14 protein-coding genes are annotated in these 20569 nt (G+C 41.2%); 8 read left to right on the top strand and 6 right to left on the bottom strand.

What is annotated here, in order from left to right:
* The first annotated feature begins 120 nt into the window (after positions 1-120).
* Positions 121-594: a ribonuclease H-like YkuK family protein gene (locus tag WKF66_RS19520; RefSeq protein WP_489676180.1), complete on the top strand. Its 474-nt coding sequence runs from the start codon at positions 121-123 to the stop codon at positions 592-594.
* Position 595: 1 nt separating this feature from the next.
* Here the strand turns inward: WKF66_RS19520 and WKF66_RS19525 are convergent, their stop codons facing one another.
* From WKF66_RS19525 to WKF66_RS19535, 3 genes are all read right to left on the bottom strand, one after another.
* A complete protein-coding gene (locus WKF66_RS19525; protein WP_489676181.1) occupies positions 596-1180 on the bottom strand; it encodes a DUF4468 domain-containing protein in 585 nt (194 codons plus the stop codon).
* Between the two features lie 63 nt (positions 1181-1243).
* On the bottom strand, positions 1244-2278 hold the full coding sequence (locus WKF66_RS19530) for an outer membrane beta-barrel protein (protein WP_489676182.1): 1035 nt from the start codon (positions 2276-2278) through the stop codon (positions 1244-1246).
* Between the two features lie 40 nt (positions 2279-2318).
* The gene (locus WKF66_RS19535) at positions 2319-3683 is read right to left on the bottom strand and encodes an ammonium transporter (protein ID WP_489676183.1); all 1365 of its coding nucleotides are present in this window, start codon (positions 3681-3683) and stop codon (positions 2319-2321) included.
* A gap of 265 nt (positions 3684-3948) precedes the next feature.
* On the opposite strand from WKF66_RS19535, the gene WKF66_RS19540 reads away from it, so the two are divergent.
* The gene (locus WKF66_RS19540) at positions 3949-4434 is read left to right on the top strand and encodes an SRPBCC family protein (protein ID WP_489676184.1); all 486 of its coding nucleotides are present in this window, start codon (positions 3949-3951) and stop codon (positions 4432-4434) included.
* Here WKF66_RS19540 and mnmL read toward each other — a convergent pair.
* Positions 4410-5369: a tRNA modification radical SAM protein MnmL/YtqA gene (mnmL, locus tag WKF66_RS19545; RefSeq protein ID WP_489676185.1), complete on the bottom strand. Its 960-nt coding sequence runs from the start codon at positions 5367-5369 to the stop codon at positions 4410-4412. The two genes, WKF66_RS19540 and mnmL, sit on opposite strands and share 25 nt — an antisense overlap.
* A gap of 42 nt (positions 5370-5411) precedes the next feature.
* Complete coding sequence (locus WKF66_RS19550) at positions 5412-8093, bottom strand: sensor histidine kinase (protein WP_489676186.1); 2682 nt, start codon at positions 8091-8093, stop codon at positions 5412-5414.
* Positions 8094-8359: 266 nt separating this feature from the next.
* Between WKF66_RS19550 and WKF66_RS19555 the strand changes: the two genes are divergently transcribed.
* The 6 genes from WKF66_RS19555 to WKF66_RS19580 all read left to right on the top strand — a co-directional run bounded on the left by WKF66_RS19555 (position 8360) and on the right by WKF66_RS19580 (position 18588).
* Positions 8360-9310 carry a hypothetical protein gene (locus WKF66_RS19555; protein WP_489676187.1) on the top strand — a complete coding sequence of 317 codons (951 nt, stop codon included), beginning with the start codon at positions 8360-8362 and terminating at the stop codon, positions 9308-9310.
* Between the two features lie 93 nt (positions 9311-9403).
* Positions 9404-10900 carry a PP2C family protein-serine/threonine phosphatase gene (locus tag WKF66_RS19560; protein ID WP_489676188.1) on the top strand — a complete coding sequence of 499 codons (1497 nt, stop codon included), beginning with the start codon at positions 9404-9406 and terminating at the stop codon, positions 10898-10900.
* A gap of 1 nt (position 10901) precedes the next feature.
* Entirely contained in the window at positions 10902-14876 is a 3975-nt protein-coding gene (locus tag WKF66_RS19565) for an FtsW/RodA/SpoVE family cell cycle protein (protein ID WP_489676189.1), read from the top strand.
* A gap of 5 nt (positions 14877-14881) precedes the next feature.
* Positions 14882-15664, top strand: a complete 783-nt coding sequence (locus WKF66_RS19570) for an FHA domain-containing protein (RefSeq protein WP_489676190.1) — start codon at positions 14882-14884, stop codon at positions 15662-15664.
* Between the two features lie 12 nt (positions 15665-15676).
* Complete coding sequence (locus WKF66_RS19575) at positions 15677-16948, top strand: serine/threonine-protein kinase (protein ID WP_489676191.1); 1272 nt, start codon at positions 15677-15679, stop codon at positions 16946-16948.
* An 11-nt stretch (positions 16949-16959) separates the two neighbouring features.
* The gene (locus WKF66_RS19580; RefSeq protein ID WP_489676192.1) at positions 16960-18588 is read left to right on the top strand and encodes a serine/threonine protein kinase; all 1629 of its coding nucleotides are present in this window, start codon (positions 16960-16962) and stop codon (positions 18586-18588) included.
* Between the two features lie 501 nt (positions 18589-19089).
* Here WKF66_RS19580 and WKF66_RS19585 read toward each other — a convergent pair.
* Positions 19090-20502: an APC family permease gene (locus WKF66_RS19585; RefSeq protein ID WP_489676193.1), complete on the bottom strand. Its 1413-nt coding sequence runs from the start codon at positions 20500-20502 to the stop codon at positions 19090-19092.
* Between the last annotated feature and the right edge of the window lie 67 nt (positions 20503-20569).

Below are 20569 nucleotides of genomic sequence, written 5' to 3' on the forward strand. Positions count from 1 at the left end.
ATTTAACAACACGAAATTCATGCAATTTTAATACATTAACAGTAGATTTAGAAATCAACTAAGCGCATACGTAACAGAATAATGCAAGACATATAATTATAACATAAACAAGGCAAGCATATGACCTGGAAAAAATTTAGTGGTGAGATTATAAAGTCCCCCATCCTTGAAGAAGTCGAAAAAGCAATAATCAGGGAGACCGAAAGCGGCTACAAATTAAAGGTCTGCATCGGGACGGATTCCCAAGTCAAAGGAAGTCTCACCGATTTTGCAACAGTCATCGTTCTCTTGAGAGAGCATCACGGAGGTTTCATGTACATCCACCAAGACAAGACACCACAAAAAATGACCATTAAGGAGCGTATGCTTGTCGAGGTTCAGAAGTCAATTGAAACCGCTTATTCTATTTGTGACCTACTGGACTTGTACGATCTGGATCTGGAAGTACATGCAGACATTAATACCAACCCCATGTTTAAATCTAACAAGGCACTTAATGAAGCGATGGGTTACATCTTAAGCATGGGATTTATCTTCAAAGCTAAGCCGGAGGCATTCGCAAGTTCAACCTGCGCAGATAAGATGGTTCATTAACTCACCAATTTTTAGTTGACACTGTATTTTTTGGTTTGGGGGCCTCAGGAGTGTAAATTTTTGTTGCTAGAGTGAGCTTAAATTGATCGCCAATAATCTTCGCTTCCCTGGCAGTTATCTTCTGGTATCCTAACCATTCCGAGGCACGAAGTTTACCTTGTTCTCGCTCCAGAGGCACTCCTATTGTTGTCGAAGGAATAAAATTACCATAGCGATCTCTCATATAGGGTATAAAAATGAAATCCGTCAGCCAAAACCGGTATTTACCCGCTCTTACTTCTGCATAAAAATTATAATTTACAGCTCCCACTGGTCGCGCCATTCCCAATGCATTTTTACTAAGCAACATCTTACCTTTTGCTTCAATGAGTGTATCGCCAACAATCTTTAGGATGTCATACCTTTTAGCGTCAGCGTCCAGAAATGCCTTAGCTCTCGTAAGCAAAGAGTCTTTAGGCGTTTTAGTAGGCTCCACTACCTCATAGTAGATCAACTTACCACGTTCATCATACGGCAAAGGCTTATCTTGCGCCAGGCAAGGTGACGTAATAACTAAAAATATAAGGCTTGAAAACAATAATTTCATAACGCAATTTAAGTAAAAAAGCCACCGGATAAAATCCGATGGCTTCCTAAGAATTTATTTAACTTAAAAAGCGTAAACGATAGCTAATGTAAATTGAGAAGCGTTTTTAGTCGCAGTTAGACCATCACTTTTCAAAAAGCTGGAATTCGAATCGTTGTCAAATCTGATTTCCGGAATGAAAGTCAATCCTCCAGACTTTAAATTTCCGGATAATGTAACCGCAGCGCTATCTTTTGCAGTTCCAGGTCCCGTTGATTTGTAAGTAAACATCTCCCCCCTAATCCCTAACGCGACAGCGGGAGTAAATGCATTTTGTAAATACAAAGCACCACCACCATAACCACCACCACCATCAACAGAGTAATCAGCGGCGTTAACGCCTACTTTGAACTTCTCGGTAACCTGATAAGAAGTGGTTAAATCTAGTACAGTGCCGTTAGTAGCTCCATAAGAGGTCCCAGACAAGACATTTAAATAAGCAGTCCATCCTTCCACCGGACTCAACATGAGCTGAGCACCTACATGAGATACGCCATTAAGGTCCTGATAAACGTTCCAGTCATTAAATAACCCAACCATTAAACTTACCTTATCAGAGAAAGCATAAGTTCCTTTAATTCCGGCATTTTGAAACGGACCATTAGTAAATAGGTAAGACGTCGAATAGTTGAAATTTCCGGTGGGAGCGATAACTTCATAGCCTATGAACGTACCCATGTAACCAGCAGTCATTGAAAACTTGTCGGTGAATGCATAGCTGGCATACAAGTTCTGGATATGGAATGAATTGTCACCATTAGCAGTATTTCCGTCTCCATTTGGAATTGACTGGTATTGCCCCCGCGGACCGAAAGACAATTCGCCTACAAATGATGCTTTTCCAGTTGTTTTCTTTAAGGCGAGATCCAGCATCCCTAGTGATATGGAATTATGATCACTAGCGAAAGATGTACCGATATTAGGTCTTTTAGCAAAGTCATATTTGTAATATGCATCTGCGGAACCCGATATTTGCAGAGGAGCATCGGTTGTTTCCTGCGCAAATCCCGCAGTTGTAAAAGCCAGAGCAGCTATCGTTAATATAGATTTAAATTTCATAATGTTTGTTTGGTTTAGTTGTATTTTAATGCCTTTGAGATTAATAAGTGTTTTCGATTTCTTGACCGCCCGTTACTACGAGTGTACCCTGAGAGTATTTTTCATTGTGCTGACTAGCATCTAACCCTTCTTCTTCTTCTTCTGAAGAAACACGAATCGGTTGTATCATATTCACGATCTTAAAGATAATGTACGATACCACAAAACTGAAGATAACGACTATAACAGCACCTTTAAGTTGAGTAAAGAAGAAATCGAAATTACCATATGCCCATCCATCTGCTCCAAGACTATTTACTGTTTTCGTAGCGAAAACACCTGTTAACAACATACCAACAATACCACCAACACCATGACAAGGGAAAACATCAAGAGTATCATCAAGGCTAGTTGTTTGTTTCCATGAAACGACAAGATTAGAGATGACAGCAGCAATTGCACCAATAAAAATACTTGAAGGAATGCTTACAAAACCAGCTCCTGGAGTGATCGCAACAAGACCTACCACGGCGCCGATACAGAAACCTAATACAGATGGTTTTTTGCCTCTGGCAACATCGAAGAACATCCATGCTAAACCGGCAGCACCTGCAGCGGTATTAGTGGTTAAGAAAGCAGAAACAGCTAAGCTACCTGCGCTCAATGCGGAACCTGCATTAAAACCGAACCAACCGAACCAAAGCAAGCCAGTCCCAATGAGTACGTAAGGAATATTTGCTGGTGGAACTTCAATATGTTCAATATGAGATTTCCTGCGTTTTAATACCAAAGCACCTGCCAATGCTGCCATACCTGCAGAAATGTGTACAACAGTACCTCCTGCAAAATCTAGAACGCCCATTTTTAGAAGGAATCCGTTTGCAGACCAGGTCCAGTGTGCCAAAGGTGAGTATACAAAAAGGGCAAATAGAACAATAAATAAAATGTAAGAAGTAAAGCGAATACGCTCAGCAACGGCACCTACCACTAATCCAGGCGTTATAATCGCAAACATTAACTGGAATACAGCAAATAAAGATAAAGGAATAGTTCCCCATGCCGGTCCTGAATTTACGCCCTGAAAAAACAAATAAGTTGTTGGATTTCCAATAAAACCGCCGATGGTATCCCCGAAAGCCAGACTGAACCCAACAACGACCCAAAGCACAGTTATTATACCAGCCGCAACAACACTTTTTATCATAGTTGATAAAATATTCTTACGATGAACCATACCACCATAAAAGAACGCAAGCCCGGGGGTCATAATAAATACCAAAGCTGAACAAATTAGGATAAATGCGATATCTGCTGCATTGTATTTTCCCTCATCAAAATTCGGAAGTACAGGAATAAAAAGGGCAGCAATTGCAATTGCCATTAAAACTGCAAAGGGGCCCCACTGTTTAAATAAAACTTTCGCCATAAATGTGTTTTTTAACTGTTTGTAATTAAAGTTTAGTTGAATATTCTTTAAAAATAGTAATTATTCCCATTAAAATACATTCGAAACCAAACAATCAAGACAAACTATTGTATAAAAAACAAAATAAAGCTTACAAAACATACGAAAGTCACAAATATCACTTCTATTTTTTGCCTATTTACAATTATTCACAGAACAAATACCGTATTCCTTAATAAATAAATAAAAATTACCTAAAACAATAAGTTCGTATCTTTAACTACTTATGAAATCTTACCAACTCACTTTTGAACAACTTCTTCCGATTTCATTATCAGAAGCATGGGACTTTTTTTCCTCGCCTTTAAACCTTGCTAAAATAACGCCACCTGAGATGGCTTTCACCGTTACCTCGAGTAAGGAACAATCTGAAAAGATGTATCCTGGGATGATTATCACCTATACGGTATCTCCGGTATTTAATATCAAACTAAACTGGATGACCGAAATCACTCATGTTGCAGAAGGAAAATATTTTATTGATGAGCAGCGTTTTGGCCCATATGAGTTTTGGCATCATCAACATCACTTTCGTTCAGTAACTGGCGGAACGATGATGAATGATATTTTAACGTATGGCCTTCCATTGGGTCCACTCGGTCAACTAGCCAATAGTATTTTTGTAGAAAACAAAGTAAAGGAAATCTTTAACTTTAGAACAAAGAGGGTAAAAGAGCTGTTTGGAGACTATACTACCGCAACGGATACATAGTCAGAACCTTGCACAATACCGCGACGCTCAATCTCCTTATCTATGTAAGTTTGAATCGCAGATTTATTGAGTCCCCAGTTTGGTGCGATCAGCAAATCCCAATCTGATATTCCAAACAACCGCTGGATAACGACATCCGGCCTTAATAAAGGAATTAACTTACACAGCAAATCAGTGTATTCTTCTAATGAGAACAACTTGAAAGGTTCTTTTTTATATTTAGCCCCCATAATTGATCCCTCTACAATATGCAGATGGTGGAATTTCACAAACTTGATCTGTGGAAACCGGTTGATTTCATGAATATAACCAAGCATCATCTCTTCCGTTTCCCAGGGGAAACCAAAAATGGTATGCACACAAAGATCTAATTTACTGTTCTCAAGCAGCTTTACTGCCGCAACGAATTCGCCGTGACTGCAACCTCTGTTGATTTGATTTAAAGTCTCATCATAAATAGACTCCATTCCCATCTCCAAATCTACCTCGAAACGGTCGGAATAACTTTCCAGGAGGGCTATTTTTTCCTTATCTATACAATCTGGTCTGGTACCAACCGAAAATCCTACAACATCTTGTGGGTTGATGGACAAAGCTTCATCATACATCATCTTTAGATAATGAACCGGAGCGTAAGTATTGGTATTTGGTTGAAAGTAAACGATAAATTTATCGGCTTTGTAAAAGCTTTTGCCTCGCTCCATACCTTGTTCAAGCTGTTCACGGATGGTCGGAAGTCTTCGGGAAAGCTCTGGAGTGAAAGAATCAACATTGCAATAGGTACATCCGCCATAACCCTTGCTACCATCACGATTCGGACAAGTAAATCCTCCATCAACGATCACCTTGAATACCCGCTGACCTTTGTACTTCTCTTTAAGGTGCGTGCCGTAATTGTTGTAACCCTTTATCCCCTGATCCAGTAATGTTCCCAATGCTTGCTATTTTTCACAAAAATACGAAAAATAATCCAACCACTACGGCGTGTCAAGCCAGCCCCTGGCTGCTTCAATGTCGTTGAAAAATTTGATTGTAACATTGCTCGCAGCAGTACTGCCGCTTTTGTCCGCAGCCAACCGACTAAAAACACTCGGAGAGTATACCCAGGCGAAGTGTTTCAATCCAGCCTTCGCCATCATCGGAAACCACTCCTCCCCAATCCAATCTGCCGCTTCAGACCAGGAACCTAACACATGGGTATTGTCGTTCAACACCATAGTACAGTTGTTCTTTTGAAGCATTTCAAGCATAATCAGCCCACACTTCTTCACACTGTCAAAGTTTTGGTATCCCGTCCAATCCACATCAAGTCGAAACTTGCTCTTATTATAACAGATACTGATGTGTTCATCCTGATAAAACGTTTCCGATATAATCTTTGCCGAGGTCTCCTTCTCAGAACGCAAGGGTAGCCTAAAGAAAAATGTTGCCCCATTTTGAGGTGTGCTTTCGATCCAGAAGCTTCCATCGTGCCTTTTAAGGATCTCAGATGATATATACAAGCCAAGACCCAACCCTTCAAAACGCATGGAAGTATTGTCTATCCGATAATATCTATTGAAAAGTTGATCGAGGTTCTTCTCCTCAATACCAATTCCAAAGTCTTGAACAGATACCACAATATTATCTAATTCAACCCTGCTGTTCACAACCACCCGCTTGCCATGTGGAGAGTATTTAATCGCGTTAGAAAGGAAATTATGCAATACCTGTTCCAGGCGAAGCTGATCACCGCTGTAGGTAATGTCATCGTTACTCTGCAAGATTACCTGGTGTGTACCGGATGTATGCTGCGCATTTTCAACACTTCCAGCTATCATTGCAGAAAAAGCGAAAGGCTCTATGTTATAGATCATTTTCCCTGCATTGATCTTAGTGACGTCCAATAAGTCATTGATCAACATCTCCAAGCGATGCACCTGTTCCGCAGACTTACCTATAAAGCTATTTAACCGCCCCTCATCTTTGGTACGCTGCATCAATTGATTGAACGCTTTGATACTGGTTAAGGGAGTTTTCAACTCATGGCTGGCAATAGATATAAATTCATCTTTTTTCTGCTCACTAATAGCTAGTTCCTCCATAGAAACAGCAAGTTCTTCGTTTGCTGCAGTGAGTTCCTCATTAAGTGTCTGCTGTTCTTGCTCACTACTCTCCAATCTCATTCTTGCCTGTACAACCGGAGTTATATCTGTTACAAAGGCCATGATCGCGTCGACTGTCCCATCTGCATTGTGCATGGGTGAGTATTGAAAATCTACATATATATTTTTTTCACCCTCTGATGTACCGATTCTAGCTTCCATTTCTGCTATTGATACGGATCTTCCGGTTTCAAAAACACGCTGAAACATTTCTAAAAAAGGCTGACCGATCTGTTCTGGAAACACTTTCACCAGGTCATGACCAATCACCTCCTCTCTACTTTTGCTCCATATGTCAAGCATGGGCTGATTAGCCATCTCTATCGTAAGATGTCTTCCTTTAAATACCGCCATCCCTATAGGGGAAGACACAACCATGCTTTGGAGCCTGGCTTCACTCTCTACTAAGGCCTTTGTCCGAAAAGCCACACGCCTCTCCAATTCTACGTTCAAAGCACTCAAACTGTCCTGTGCCTGCTGCAATTCTTCATTAGTAGCACTTAACTCCTCGTTCGCTGTAGCAAGTTTTTCATTCAAGGCCTGCTCACGTTTAAAAAGTCCGTCTTGCTCAAAAGCATATGCATTGTTCAATATTGTTCCAATATGCAGCCCTACTGACTCTAAAAAATGACGATAATCCTCATCCAGCTTCCGTCTCGGAGAGGCGCCTAAGACTAAATAGCCGTTTACCCTTGACTCTTCTGCACTTAATGGCACTACTAACGCTTCTTTGCACTCTTCGCCGAGGTAGCTTAGTTGAGGTTTATTGAGATGGCTAGACAGGTCATTTACATAATTTGAAGATTTGTTCTGATCTACATCAGGAGCCGGCCAGGAAACAGAAACAAGGTCTGTGCTGATATCGCTACTGGAAAGCATTAATTCACAACGTTCGAGAACTACTGTAACGCTCTTAGGGCTGTTGTCAATATATAGTAAGAAAAAGGTGATGTCATCGGTAGCCTCGTCAACAAGGTGCTGAATATTCAGGAGGCTTTCAGAAATGCTTCTTGATAGATTAGCCAATAATAACTGATGTAAAAGCTGCTTTCTGCGCTCGTTTATATATTTGTAAGTGGTTTCAATAACTGCATTAAACACACCTCCTATAGCCCGATCGGCGGCTATAATTGGAGACAAGGTATAGTCAAAATAACACTCTTCACCATAGCCGTGCCTATTGAGCAGCAGTAACGCATCAGGCCTTCGAATGGATTCTCCGGTCTGAAGTACACTTTCGAACTCGGGCTGCAAACCCTTCCATATCTCTGGCCAAACCTCCGCGCCGGGCTTGCCAAGCGCCCAGGGATGCTTGTCGCCGAGTATGGTGCTCCAGGCATTATTATAAATCAACGTGAAATCCGTGCCCCAGTAAATTGCAATCGGGAAACCAGAATTCAAGCTAATGCTGACTGCTAGCTTTAAACTTTCCGGCCAAGTATCTGCCTGACCAATTGAGGTCTCCGACCAGTCTTTACTATTAATGAGATTTGCTAACATAACTGAGAATTTCATAACAAAAGATATGCCCAATTTAGGGGTTGGTTCCGCGTTGCTACCGCCTTGGGTCCCCCTTGCTACCGCATTGGTTCGGCTCCAGTAGAACCAACGCGGTAGCAAGGGGGATCCAAGGGACATTTAACCAGCCGACAGACCAAACTCGTACAAGTGAAGCCCAAAATAAAGGTTAACTAAACTACTATATTGAAATAAAAACCATCGTTGAACGCAAACAGGCAGCATTATTGCTATCTTAAAGGCGAAAAAATGTGATAACATAAATGACTGAAAAACCTTCATTTTGGCAGCGGATAGGCGTTCAAGACTGGTTTCTGACTAATAACGGAAGCGCGGCGTCCTTAAAATCTCAACCTATTACCCCAAATATTGTTTTCAAATATATTATAGAGAAGTTTGAAGAGTCAATAGCAGAGCTCTCTTTTGCCGAAAGGATAGTTTTCTACCATGAGTATATAATTTGCTTAAACGCCGATGATTACCGGGAATTCATGGACAATAAGAAAGGAATTTTAGGTCTAATCGCTCAGGAGTCTGTAAAGAACTTCTATGAAATTCTTAATCAAAAAATTAGTGAGGGCAAAAAAGCAGAGCCATCAAGCAATAAATGGGTGTTCCGTTTTGTATCTCACCCTGATTATAAATCCGGCGACAAAGGCTTTATTGGCAAACTATTGCCTGACAACAATAAGAAGGAAGAAAATTTGAGGGTGACTTTCATACCCAGACAGACTGGTATGGCCCAGACATTCGACATAAATAATGACATTCTTAAAGATTTCATTTTTTACAGTGAAGGGTATTACGAGATACCGTATGTGAGCACCCTTGTGTTTGACCCTAAGACGCCTGTCCATAAAGAAAATGAGCTACTTGCAAGATTCGAAACGACGCTTCCTGACCGGGCTTATGCTGGAAAGAAGGTAGAGTTTTTGATGAAAAAAGAGGAAATCATAGTAACCGGCGAGGAAGATACGAGAGTAGAAGACCATATCTTTAAAATTCCTTCGGAATGGGTGAATTCTCCACATTTGAAAATACGCTATAGTGATGCTGACGATAAGTTTTATCTCGCATCGTTTGGTGAAAAAACTATTTTAAATGAAAACCTCGTGGAACGCAGCGACATTAACGGCCCGAAATGGACGGAATTACCTGTGAATTCGCGTATCATACTAAATGGGATCATTGGAATGAACATATTTAAATCTTAGAAATGTCGCATATTCTGTCTATTGCCTTTTTGTTTCTGTGTGTTTTGCTCTTGATCGCACACTTTAAAAATGTTAAAAATTCACCTAAATAAGATGAATAGAAATTATTTTGGAATTACCGATACAGGTAAAGTTCGGGACAACAACGAAGACACTTTCATTGCGGAAATAACTGCTGCTAATGATTTTATCATTGCCTGTGTAATTGATGGGGTTGGCGGTTACTCTGGCGGAGAAATCGCAGCGGAAATTGCCAAATTCTCGGTCCTGGAGCATTTAAGCAAGCCTAAGGGTGACCTCTTGGAGACAATGAAAAACGCTATTGCCGCAGCGGATGCGAAAATTGTGGCGGAAAAACTGCAGGACAAAGAATTAGAAAACATGGCCTGTGTATTAACATTGGCCGTGGTGGATCTTAAAAACAATCTTTTTTACTATGCCCACGTCGGAGACACGCGCCTTTATTTGCTACGCGATAATTCACTTGTCAAGATTACTAAAGATCAATCGTTTGTCGGCTTCATGGAAGACTCAGGAAGGCTAACGGAAGAACAGGCAATGAAACACCCCAAGCGAAATGAAATCAATAAAGCGCTAGGCTTCGGTGCAAATCTTTCCGAACAGGCAGACTATATAGAAACTGGTCAATCGCCGTTTTTACCGGGCGACCTTCTGCTGCTTTGCAGCGACGGACTTTCAGATATGGTAAACCGCAAGGAGTTGACCAGCATACTTACCACTGGAAATGATTTAGAACAAAAGGCATCAGAACTTATCGTGGCGGCGAATGAGCATGGTGGAATGGATAACATTACCGCTGTTCTAGTAGCAAATAACAATAAAAAGTTAGTGTACGAAGCAACAAAACCTGGAAGGGCGACTAAACCTACACCAAAAACCAAAACGCCTATTGTTATCGACCAAGAACTCCCGTATAATGAAATCAAAGATGAAAAGTCCCCGGAATCAATCCCGGAGGTAATAACGTCAATTCATACTGATACTGTGGACAACGTTCAGAAGAAGTCGGGTAAAGGGTTAATAATTTTGCTTTCCCTACTCTGTCTTTTATTTATAAGTTCCACGGCTTATCTATATTGGTTATACAATAACCATCCTGCAACTGCTGTCCAGCCACAGCGATTGACAGAAATCACGGAGAAAAGGAATACAAAGGAGATTATGCTTCAAGATACTTTAAACAAACTCCAAGGTCAGACTTTGATCTTATCAGACTCTTTATTTCCTTCACCAATAATTCTGCACCAGCCATTGATCTTTAATAAAGATTCAATCTTTATTAGGGCAGAGAAAGAGTTAGTCATAATCAGCGACTCTTTGTACAAAGGCGTAGCTATAGATATTAAGCCAAAAAGCAAGTTTGTACAGTTGCGTAACATTGTGTTTGAAAATTTCAATACAGCTATTTCTACATCAAACAATGCGTTGATATTAAGAAATGTCAAATTCAGTAATTGTCCGAATTCAATTCAAAGCACCTATAATCTGGAAAACCAAAAATATGTTAACGGAAAAATTCCATTTAGTTCGTTTTCGGCAGACTCTATACCTTTAAAGCCTACAGAGTGATATGCAAAGAAAAAACGAACGCATATTTTTCCTCTTAATTACAGTTGTCTTAGGCGCAATATTTATCACCCTTTTTAGCAACTTGCAAAGAGGATTTTTAGATGTTGAAACCCGATTGCAGAATGGCACGATGGTCAATCTGAATAGCAAAAACGCTGCCGAGAGCATGAGTGTATTGTTGCAAAAAGGTTACTATTTTGAAGACAAAAAGGACATCGCGCTGATCAAGTCGGCTGTAACAGCTGGTGTAAAAGCATTCGAGACACCAATTGATAATGTTGGCGAACTAAACAAGAAGAATTTTTTTGTCATAGCAGATGAGGCATATGAATCTGGGGGAACGACCTTTAAAGATCGGGTGGCGGATTCCAGAGCATTATTGGGATATACCGGTGGTGATGCCAAACGATTCGTTCAAGAAAGAGGAAACATGCCATCATTACCGTCCCAGCGTGATTTTGACTCGGGCGAATATGACATTGAAGGCGAAATTCTTGATAAAGACAATCATCCGGTTGGTGGCGTTTTAGTAAAGCTATCAATGATTTTGCCCTTAGATAGCGGGTATGTAGAAAACGATTCTATTCCCGTCAAACCACAATTCGTTTCCTATCTTCGAACCGACGCTAACGGCTCTTTTAGCTTTCAACATCTTACAAACGACAAAGCCTTTGAAATTCTACCACTACAACCGGGCTATCAATTTGGTAGAACGCAGGGAGTACAAGAATTAAGTAGTGATGCCAGCTTTACCTTTAGACAAGCTCCACATACAATAAGACTTTTTTCAGCGAGAGACTTTAAGATTCTTAGAAAAGAGAGATCCCTTATTGTTCGAAGCGTGGAGGATTACAATCAGTGGTTTTGGATCATCGCGGTTAGCTTCTTTCTAGGTTTCTGGTTACTGCACTTTTTGATCAGTTGGAAGCAGCCACAGGCAGACCAGCTGATGCTGCCCTTGGTTATGCTTATGACTGGCATATCCTTCATTACACTGCTAAGCTTGCAAGATCCGTTAAGAGATCGCTTTCTAGCTAAAGACTCTTTAGCTTTTTTTGGAATCGGAATATTAGGCATAGCTATTATGCTAACTATTAATTTCAAAAAATTCACTGTAGACTCTAAATTCTACCGGATGCTTGTGCTAAGCAATAAGAGCAATCGGGCAAACGGCTGGCAATGGGCAGTTATTGCGCTGGCATTGCTGGCACTAACTATAATTTTTGGGAGCGGTCCAGAAGGTAGCGGGGTAAAAGTTAATCTTTTTGGTGTGCAGCCAAGTGAGATCGTTAAGTATGCTATCATCCTATTTCTGGCAGGCTTTTTCGCCAGCAACGAAAAATTTATAACTGAGTATCGCAGCTGGCAAAAACGTTGGTACTTCTTTTCATTTGCCTTAGCGGCGATGTTAGGTGCCATTTTGATGTATCTGGTACTGGGTGATCTTGGTCCTGCAATGGTGGTTTGCTTCACATTTATCATATTATTTTCCTTCTCGAGAGGTGATTTCATAATGATGCTTTTTGCCATAATAGTTTACACAGCCTCAGTCTGGTTTCTAAACATATGGATAGCGACTTTGGTAACGGTAGCAGTTCTTGCCATGGCAATGGTATTTAACAAGAAACAGTCCAGTGAATCAGCCATGATGGTCATTATGGTGATGGCTGGTTTTCTACTCATTGATCAAATCCCTTATCTTGATAAACTAATTCCCGGACCTGTAAATCGGTTATCTGAACGCAAGTCGATCTGGCAAGATCCCTGGAACAACGAAGTTTATGGTGGCGACCAGGTAGCGAATGGAATATGGGCCATGGCCGGAGGCGGAATAAGTGGACAGGGTGCAGGAGAAGGCTTTGCGAAAACCATTCCCGAGGCTCACACAGATATGATATTGCCTGCTATAGGCGAAGAATTTGGCCTGGCCGCTATCCTGGGAATATTTATCCTCTTTCTCATATTTCTAAATAGGTCGATCCTTATCGGTCGGCAGACCGGTACGCCATTTCTTTTTTATCTGTCTTCGGGAATTGGGATAAGTATGTTTGTGCAATTTTTACTGATAGCAGGAGGTTCCACAGGAGCACTGCCGCTTTCAGGTGTTGCATTGCCTTTTATCAGTTATGGAGGGTCATCTTTGGTGGCCAATATGATGGCGGCAGGATTTATTCTCTCGCTCTCTACCATTCGTGGGACCGCTTTGCAAATGGATTTCATTACCCGGCAGCAGGACAAAAACCTGGTGCCCGCACTGTTATCTGCAAGCATAGCCGTACTGCTTTTGGGAATTACAGTATCAAGATACGTGATCGATAATAAAAAGTGGGTTGTGCAACCGTCATTAGTAGCTGACCGAAGTGGAACAAGAATGTTTAGCTACAATCCTCGCATTTCAATATTGATGAATAAGCTTGAAGCGGGTCAGCTTTACGATAGAAAGGGGAAAATATTGGCTACAAGTAATCCGGATCTCGTTAGAAAGCAGCGCAATATTTTAAAGGCTGCGGGCCTGAGTTATGATTTGGATTCAGCTGTACATAAACGTGTCGAAAGATATTATCCTTTTGAAGAACAAACATTCTTTTGGACTGGAGATGTGAATACAGGAGTTTTTAACGGTAGCACCAACGGATATTTTGCTGAGTACGAGCACGCGGCAGAACTTAGGGGCTTTCACACGCCGACAAGTTCACTAACCACCAGGGCAAACAAATATCGGGAAGACCGTTTCTTACCTCGTGGCGTAAAGGAGATGACGGTAAGCAAACGCGACTACGCGGAACTAGCCCCGCTGCTGTTAGCAGGAATAAATAGCCAAAGCGTGGCGGAATTTAAGAAGCGCAACCGGGATGTGAAGCTCAGTATTGATGCGCAACTTCAAACGGCAATACAACAGTCGATCAGTCGTGACGACTCTCTAAAAAAGAGCAGGGTGTCGGTCGTAATTATGGAAGACAAAACAGGAGATGTACTGGCTTCGGCAGTGTATCCTTTACCACCAGTTAAGGATTGGGAGTTGTTAAATATGACGACTGCTGAGCAGAATAAATTATCAGGATGGTACACGACTGCGGATCTAGGTTTCACCTATGCCACTCAACCAGGCTCAACCGCAAAGGTGCTAACAGCTATGGCAGCGTTTAATAAGCTTGGCTTGGACGCTAAAGATAAGACGTTTACAGTCAGCAGGAAAGAGCGAATCAGGACAAAAGGAATTGAGCCAGATGAGACAGGAAGAATCAACTTGCAGCGAGCAATTGTAAACTCAAATAACGTATATTTCATTAAATTGGCAAACGAAGAACAGTTGCAAGAGGATATGGTAGCGCTTTACATGAAAACCGGAATGTTTCTGCGGGGAGTAGGTGGCTATTATTTCGACAAGGCACTTAATAACGTAAAACAGGAAGAAAAGTGGCTAAACCTGTGGAGAAAAACAGAGTTTAATACCAAGCCATCTTATGATCCGGCTAATATCCGCCGAACAAGAGCAAAAGGGATTTCAGGTATGTCTTGGGGACAAGGTGAATTAATCGCCAGTCCGGCAGCTGTCGCAAGACTAGCATCAAGTGTGGCGAACAAAGGGGTTCTGGTACCAAACCGTTATGTATTAAAAATAAGCGATTCAACAATAGCAGTCAAGCCAGGAATTAAAATTGCTAATGATCCTCAGTATGCGATGCTTCTGACCGATTATATGTTGAAACAAAGTGCTAATAAATCTTATGCACTAGGATTAAAAGTAGCGGGTAAAACCGGAACCCCGGAACGGGTTTGGAAGCAGGAACGAATTAATGATGGTTGGTACGTTTTTTTTGCTGACAACAAAAATGGAAAGGGCCACATTGTGGTTTGTATTAGAATTGAATCTACGCAAGGATCAAGTAAAGCGGTTCTTCTTGCAGGTCAGCATGTAGTACCCATCCTTAAATCAATGGGCTACGTTATGGATGTAAAAACGGAAATAAAGTAAGTATTATGTTTAATTTATTCAACAAAAGCGAGCCTGATAAGCCTCAGGACGTGAAAGCAATAAGAGAAGCACTTTTAGTGTTTATCAAACAAGAGCTTCAAAAAATGGAGGGAGGTGAAGGTAAGCATATTAAAGGCTTGCAACTTTATATCTGCTGTCCTTCTGCTGAAGAGTTTATGTACGAGTCAGCAGTATTTTCTGCTGAAGAAGGAAGGTTTAAAAATGAGGTACAGCGTATCGCGGACGACTTTGCAATTGATTTGCCAGGATCATGGACTCTAGACACTATTTTTGTTGAAGAGTTGCCGGAAAGAGGAATAAGAATGGAGCAGTTAAACGCCGCACTCTATGTTAAACTACCAGAACACGTTTCTGTAGTAAAATCAGGCACAGGCTATATCAAGGTGTTGGCCGGAGAAGCGGAGCAAACGTCATACACCATTACATCTGATGACGGTCGTGTTAATATTGGTCGGGGGAATAAAGCTCAAGACAGCGACGGTTTTTTCAGAGAAAATGGGATTGCCTTTCCAGATGAGAGTAAAAATGAATGCAATAAATACATAAGCAGGCAACACGCCCATTTAGAATGGAATAATGAATCGGCATCATTTATGCTTTTTGCTGATGAAGGCGGTGTACCACCAAGAAACAAAGTGAAGATCCGATCAAAGGGAGACCATAATCCGGTAAAACTAACCTTTACAGAGTTGGGCTTTGCATTGAACGAAGGCGACCAGATTATTTTAGGTGAATCCGCTGTATTGGAGTTCAGTTACCACCAATAAGATATCCATATAATGGCAAAAGTATTTACCATAACAGAGGGGCTGGAGAACATGGGTGCATTACGTACCGGTGGTCAGGGTTCTGTTTATAAAGGAAAGCGGATGGGCGCCATTATATCTGCTGTTAAATTATTACCGACGCCCATTCACACAGAGAATGAGGATGACAAGAACTTCCGTGATTTTCAGAATGAGGTAGAAAAGCTTAAAAAAGTGAATGAAGATCCGAACCCTAATGTGGTTAAGATTATAAATTCAGGTCTCACAGAAAGTGGGTCATTTCCATTTATCGAAATGGAATATATAGAAGGCCCGGATCTGGCAGAACTCTTACAAGCTCCAAACCCCGCAATTTTCACAATTCGGGAAACCATAAAACTGGCGACTCAACTATCTAACGCACTTGCTCACTGTCATAGAGCAAGAGTTAAACACGGGGATATTAAAAGCAACAATGTCAAGTTTAATACAGAGACTGGGAATTACGTTTTACTGGACTTTGGATTGGCGGTAATGTCTGATGAGCAAAGGAGGTCAAGTCTTCGCCATGCAGGAGCTGTCGAGTTTATGGCTCCTGAGCAGCACGAAGGAGAATTACTATTTCAGTCGGACGTTTACAGCTTCGGTATTATTGTTTACGAACTACTGGCCGGTGCGGTACCTTTCCCATTAATCTCTAAATCAGAAACAAATAGAAATCAGGTTATGATCTCTCATATAGAGAAAAGCGTTCCTGATCTAATGATTCTGCGAAAAAACAAACTACCGGCTGATTGGGCTGAAGAAAAACGTATCGCAGAAATGAATGTGCCGGCCTGGCTTCAGGATATTGTTGCCAGATGCCTTGAAAAGTCTCCAACGGATCGATTTGCAAACGGTGTAGAACTTCATGACGCTATATGCAACCAGATCGAACGCCCACCGGTCCTTGTGGAACACGTATCGTCGAACGACACAAAAAGCGAACTGGAATTGTTGAAATCCGAAAATGAACGATTACATGCGGAATTAAATGGCTACAAGCGATATTTTAAAAGCAAAATGCTTTTCTTTGTAGCTGCATTAGTCATAGTTAGTGTCCTTAGTATAGTAGTAAGTTCTATGATGGGCAGCGAAAGTACTGGAAAGTCAACACACGCAGACAGTACGAATCTTGTAAAAAAAGATAGTCCATCCATCCAACGTAAACCTGGTAATACCGTCAAGAAACAACCGCCTGAACGAAAAAAGGTTATACCGGCTAAGACTAAAGATGGATTAATAAATGATGTTCCAGAATTTTAACATAGTTATATATGAGTAAAGTATTTACCATAACGGAAGGATTAGAAAACATGGGTGCCTTACGCACTGGTGGTCAAGGTTCTGTTTACAAAGGAAAAAGAATTGGAGAAATCATTACTGCGGTGAAAATTTTGCCTACTCCTATCCATACGGAAAACACAGACGATAAAAACTACAGAAACTTCAAGAATGAAGTCGAAAAGTTAAAAAAAGTCAACGAAATTCCGAACCCTAATGTCGTAAAGATCGTTAACTCCGGATTGACGGAGAGTGGATCTTTTCCGTTTATCGAAATGCAGTATATTGAAGGGCCTGACCTTGAGGAGCTGCTGCAGTCTCCTCATGCGCCGATCTTCACTGTTAGGGAAACGAAAAAACTGGCACATCAACTGGCAAACGCCCTGGCACATTGCCATAGAGTTGGCGTGAAGCACGGGGACATAAAAAGCAATAACGTAAAGTTTAATACCGATACCGGAAACTACATTTTGTTAGATTTCGGATTAGCGATTATGTCTGATGAGCAGCGTCGAAGTAGCATCCAGCATGCGGGAGCTGTAGAATTTATGGCGCCAGAACAACATGATGGAGAGATGTTTTTCCAAACAGACGTGTACAGTTTCGGGGTCATACTTTTTGAGTTACTGGCAGGGGTAGTTCCATTTCCCTTAAACAGCAATGGTGAAACCTCAAGGAATGCAGTAATGCTTTCACACATGGAAAAGCCCGTGCCTGATCTACTAGCCCTTAGGAAAAGTAATTTGCCGGATACCTGGAATCCAGAGGTTAAAGCAAGAGAGATGAGCGTACCTGCATGGTTGCTTGAGGTCATCAAAAAGTGCCTTGAGAAAAACCCAGAGAAGCGTTATGCCAATGGTTCGGAATTACAGGAAGCTATTTTGCATGAGAATTTTGATCAGCCAAACTACACGCCTAACAGAATATCTAGCGCTGGTTTTACCCTTGCAAAGGAAAACGTAGTTACTGGGGTTACCTCGGCAAACCTAATCAATACCGAAGATCCCGATACGCTTGCGACATCAGGTAGTTTAGAAACATCGCCTGACACGATGGAGGTTTCCAAACCACTTTTCATTTCATTAGTATTGTTACTGATTGCTTTAGGGGCTTATTCAGTGTATTCTTTATTCCTCGCAAGCTCTGATAAAAAACAAATTGTTTACGAAGATTCAACAAATACCAATACTCAAGACACTGCTGGCATGAATCTGCCTTATTCAATTGAACCTGACACTACAAAAGTCAACCCTCCTGTTCAAGTGGACACGGCAGCGAGACAAGCGGAAGTCGATAGTCTGAAACGAGCTTATGAAGAGCAAACAGGAGAATCACAGGTCAAGCCAACAACGCCGACCGTAGTAGTCCCTGCAGAAACAGTTGTTGACCAAGTTATAAGTAGTAATGGGAAACGTTTCCGTTTGTCAAGAGGCTCTTCTACCTACTTCTACGATGATCCAAATGCTGAAGCTGTTAAGCACCAGGTCATGATTCTGTGGACTAACAGAACAAAACTCACTGTTCTGGAGGAACAAAACGGGTTTATACTGGTGATGCACACAAATACCGACGGTGAAGTAACAAAAGGTTGGTTAAATAAAAACGACCTGAAGGAGCTTTAGTAAGCTGTGCTTGAAGACGGTATAATAGGGAGTTAACTTTTTTTATAAAATTAAAAACCTTTTGGAATAATAGACGTTGTGCATATAGTTTGTTTGGTTTAGTTGATCTGTGGTGGGTCAACATCTATTTAGAACAGGGATAACTTTCATAGCTTATCCCTGTTTTTCTTTTAAAAGAATTTCTTGTAAAGTTCGTGCTGCTAGTCGGAGACTGGAATCTTTTGCCTGAAAAAGGCAAAATTTCCTAGGTCTCTCCTCAGCAGCACGAACTTTTGTAGGTCGACATGCGTTTTAAACCATGGAACAGGCAGTTTCACCGCTTCATTGCTGGCAAAGAAAGGCGAAATAAAGTATTCGACCATGCTAATGATGATCGGTAATGATCCCTAACTATTGAGCCGTAAATCATGCTATTTACAAGAAAATTTAGCTTCTCAGAGAAGACCTAAGAATTATTTCCGCTCTTCAGCGGAACTGATTCCAGACTTCGAAGAGAACCGCTTAATTTTCTCTTTTTGTGATATAATATACCGGAATCCCTATCAGCATAATTAACACGCCCCAACCACAGGTATCTGTCTTGTATATCATAAGTCCTACACATAAGGCAGAAGCTAAGATAATGTATAAAAATGGTAGGACTGGATAACCGAAGGCCTTATACGGTCTTTCCGCATTAGGAAGCTTTCTTCTTAAAATGAATATTCCATAAATGGTAAGTATATAAAAGATCAGTACGATAATCACTACAAAATCAAGTAGTGCGCCATATTGCCCGGTTAAACATAATGCTGAAGCCCAAATACCTTGGATCCACAATGCCCAGGCTGGCACGTTTGCTGTATTAAGCGTGGCTGCCTTCCTGAAAAAGAGTCCATCTTTAGCCATCGTATAATAAACCCGCGCTCCTGCCATGATAAGACCATTATTACAAGCAAAGGTGGAGATCATAATCATGACTGCAATGATGATGGTTCCCGCCTGTCCAAAGATATACTGAGCAGCAACTACAGCAACTCTGTCTTGCTTTGCTGTTGCAATTACGTCCAATGGAAGGACAGCGATGTACATTAAATTGGCAAGGATGTAAATGACGGATACGATAAAAGTTCCAAGGAACAAACTCAATCCCACATTTCGCTGAGGATTTTTAATTTCTCCTGCGATAAATGTTACGCCATTCCAGGCATCACTTGAAAAAAGGGAACCCACCATTGCTGCTGATATTCCAGAAAGTAACAGAGAAGCGTTGATGTTAGTCCAGCTCATTGTCTCGAGACTGAAAGATCTTGATGTCCAGGTATCTGCCCAATTGGCATTCCACACTTCCGCTTTAGCAGCTAGTGTAAAGCCAAAAATAATCAACCCAAATAGTGAAAGTATTTTAATTATAGTGAGGATGGTTTGCAATATCTTACTGTCCTTCACCCCTCTGCTATTTACATAAGTCAGGAAAATGATGGTGATAATAGAAACGAGCTGCGCAGCGTTCAGCTGAAAATTTCCAAGCTCAAGAAGAATGTTTTCGTTACTGAAAGGTTCAAAAAGATAAGCAGCAAACTTTGAAAATGCCACGCCTACCGCAGCGATAGTCCCTGTCTGGATGACCGCGAACAGACTCCAACCATAAAGAAAGGCAATGAGTTTGTTATATGCTTCTTTAAGATAAACATATTGTCCACCTGCCTTTGGATACATTGCACTAAGCTCGCCATAGCTAACAGCAGCAATCATAGTGATCAACGCGGTTACTACCCAAATAAGAATAAGCCAACCTGCAGAACCAACTTGTCTGGCGATATCTGCACTGACAATAAATATACCTGATCCAATCATCGAACCTACAACGAGCATAGTGCCGTCAAGGAGCCCGAGTTCGCGCTTAAATGATCCGTCTTGCGTCTCTTTTTCCATAAAATGTAATTGATAAGGTTGGTACGCGAATATATTTAAAATTTACAGTTATCCGGAAATAGTATAT

It is taken from the genome of Pedobacter sp., assembly GCF_037719805.1.
Taxonomy (GTDB): Bacteria; Bacteroidota; Bacteroidia; order Sphingobacteriales; family Sphingobacteriaceae; genus Pedobacter.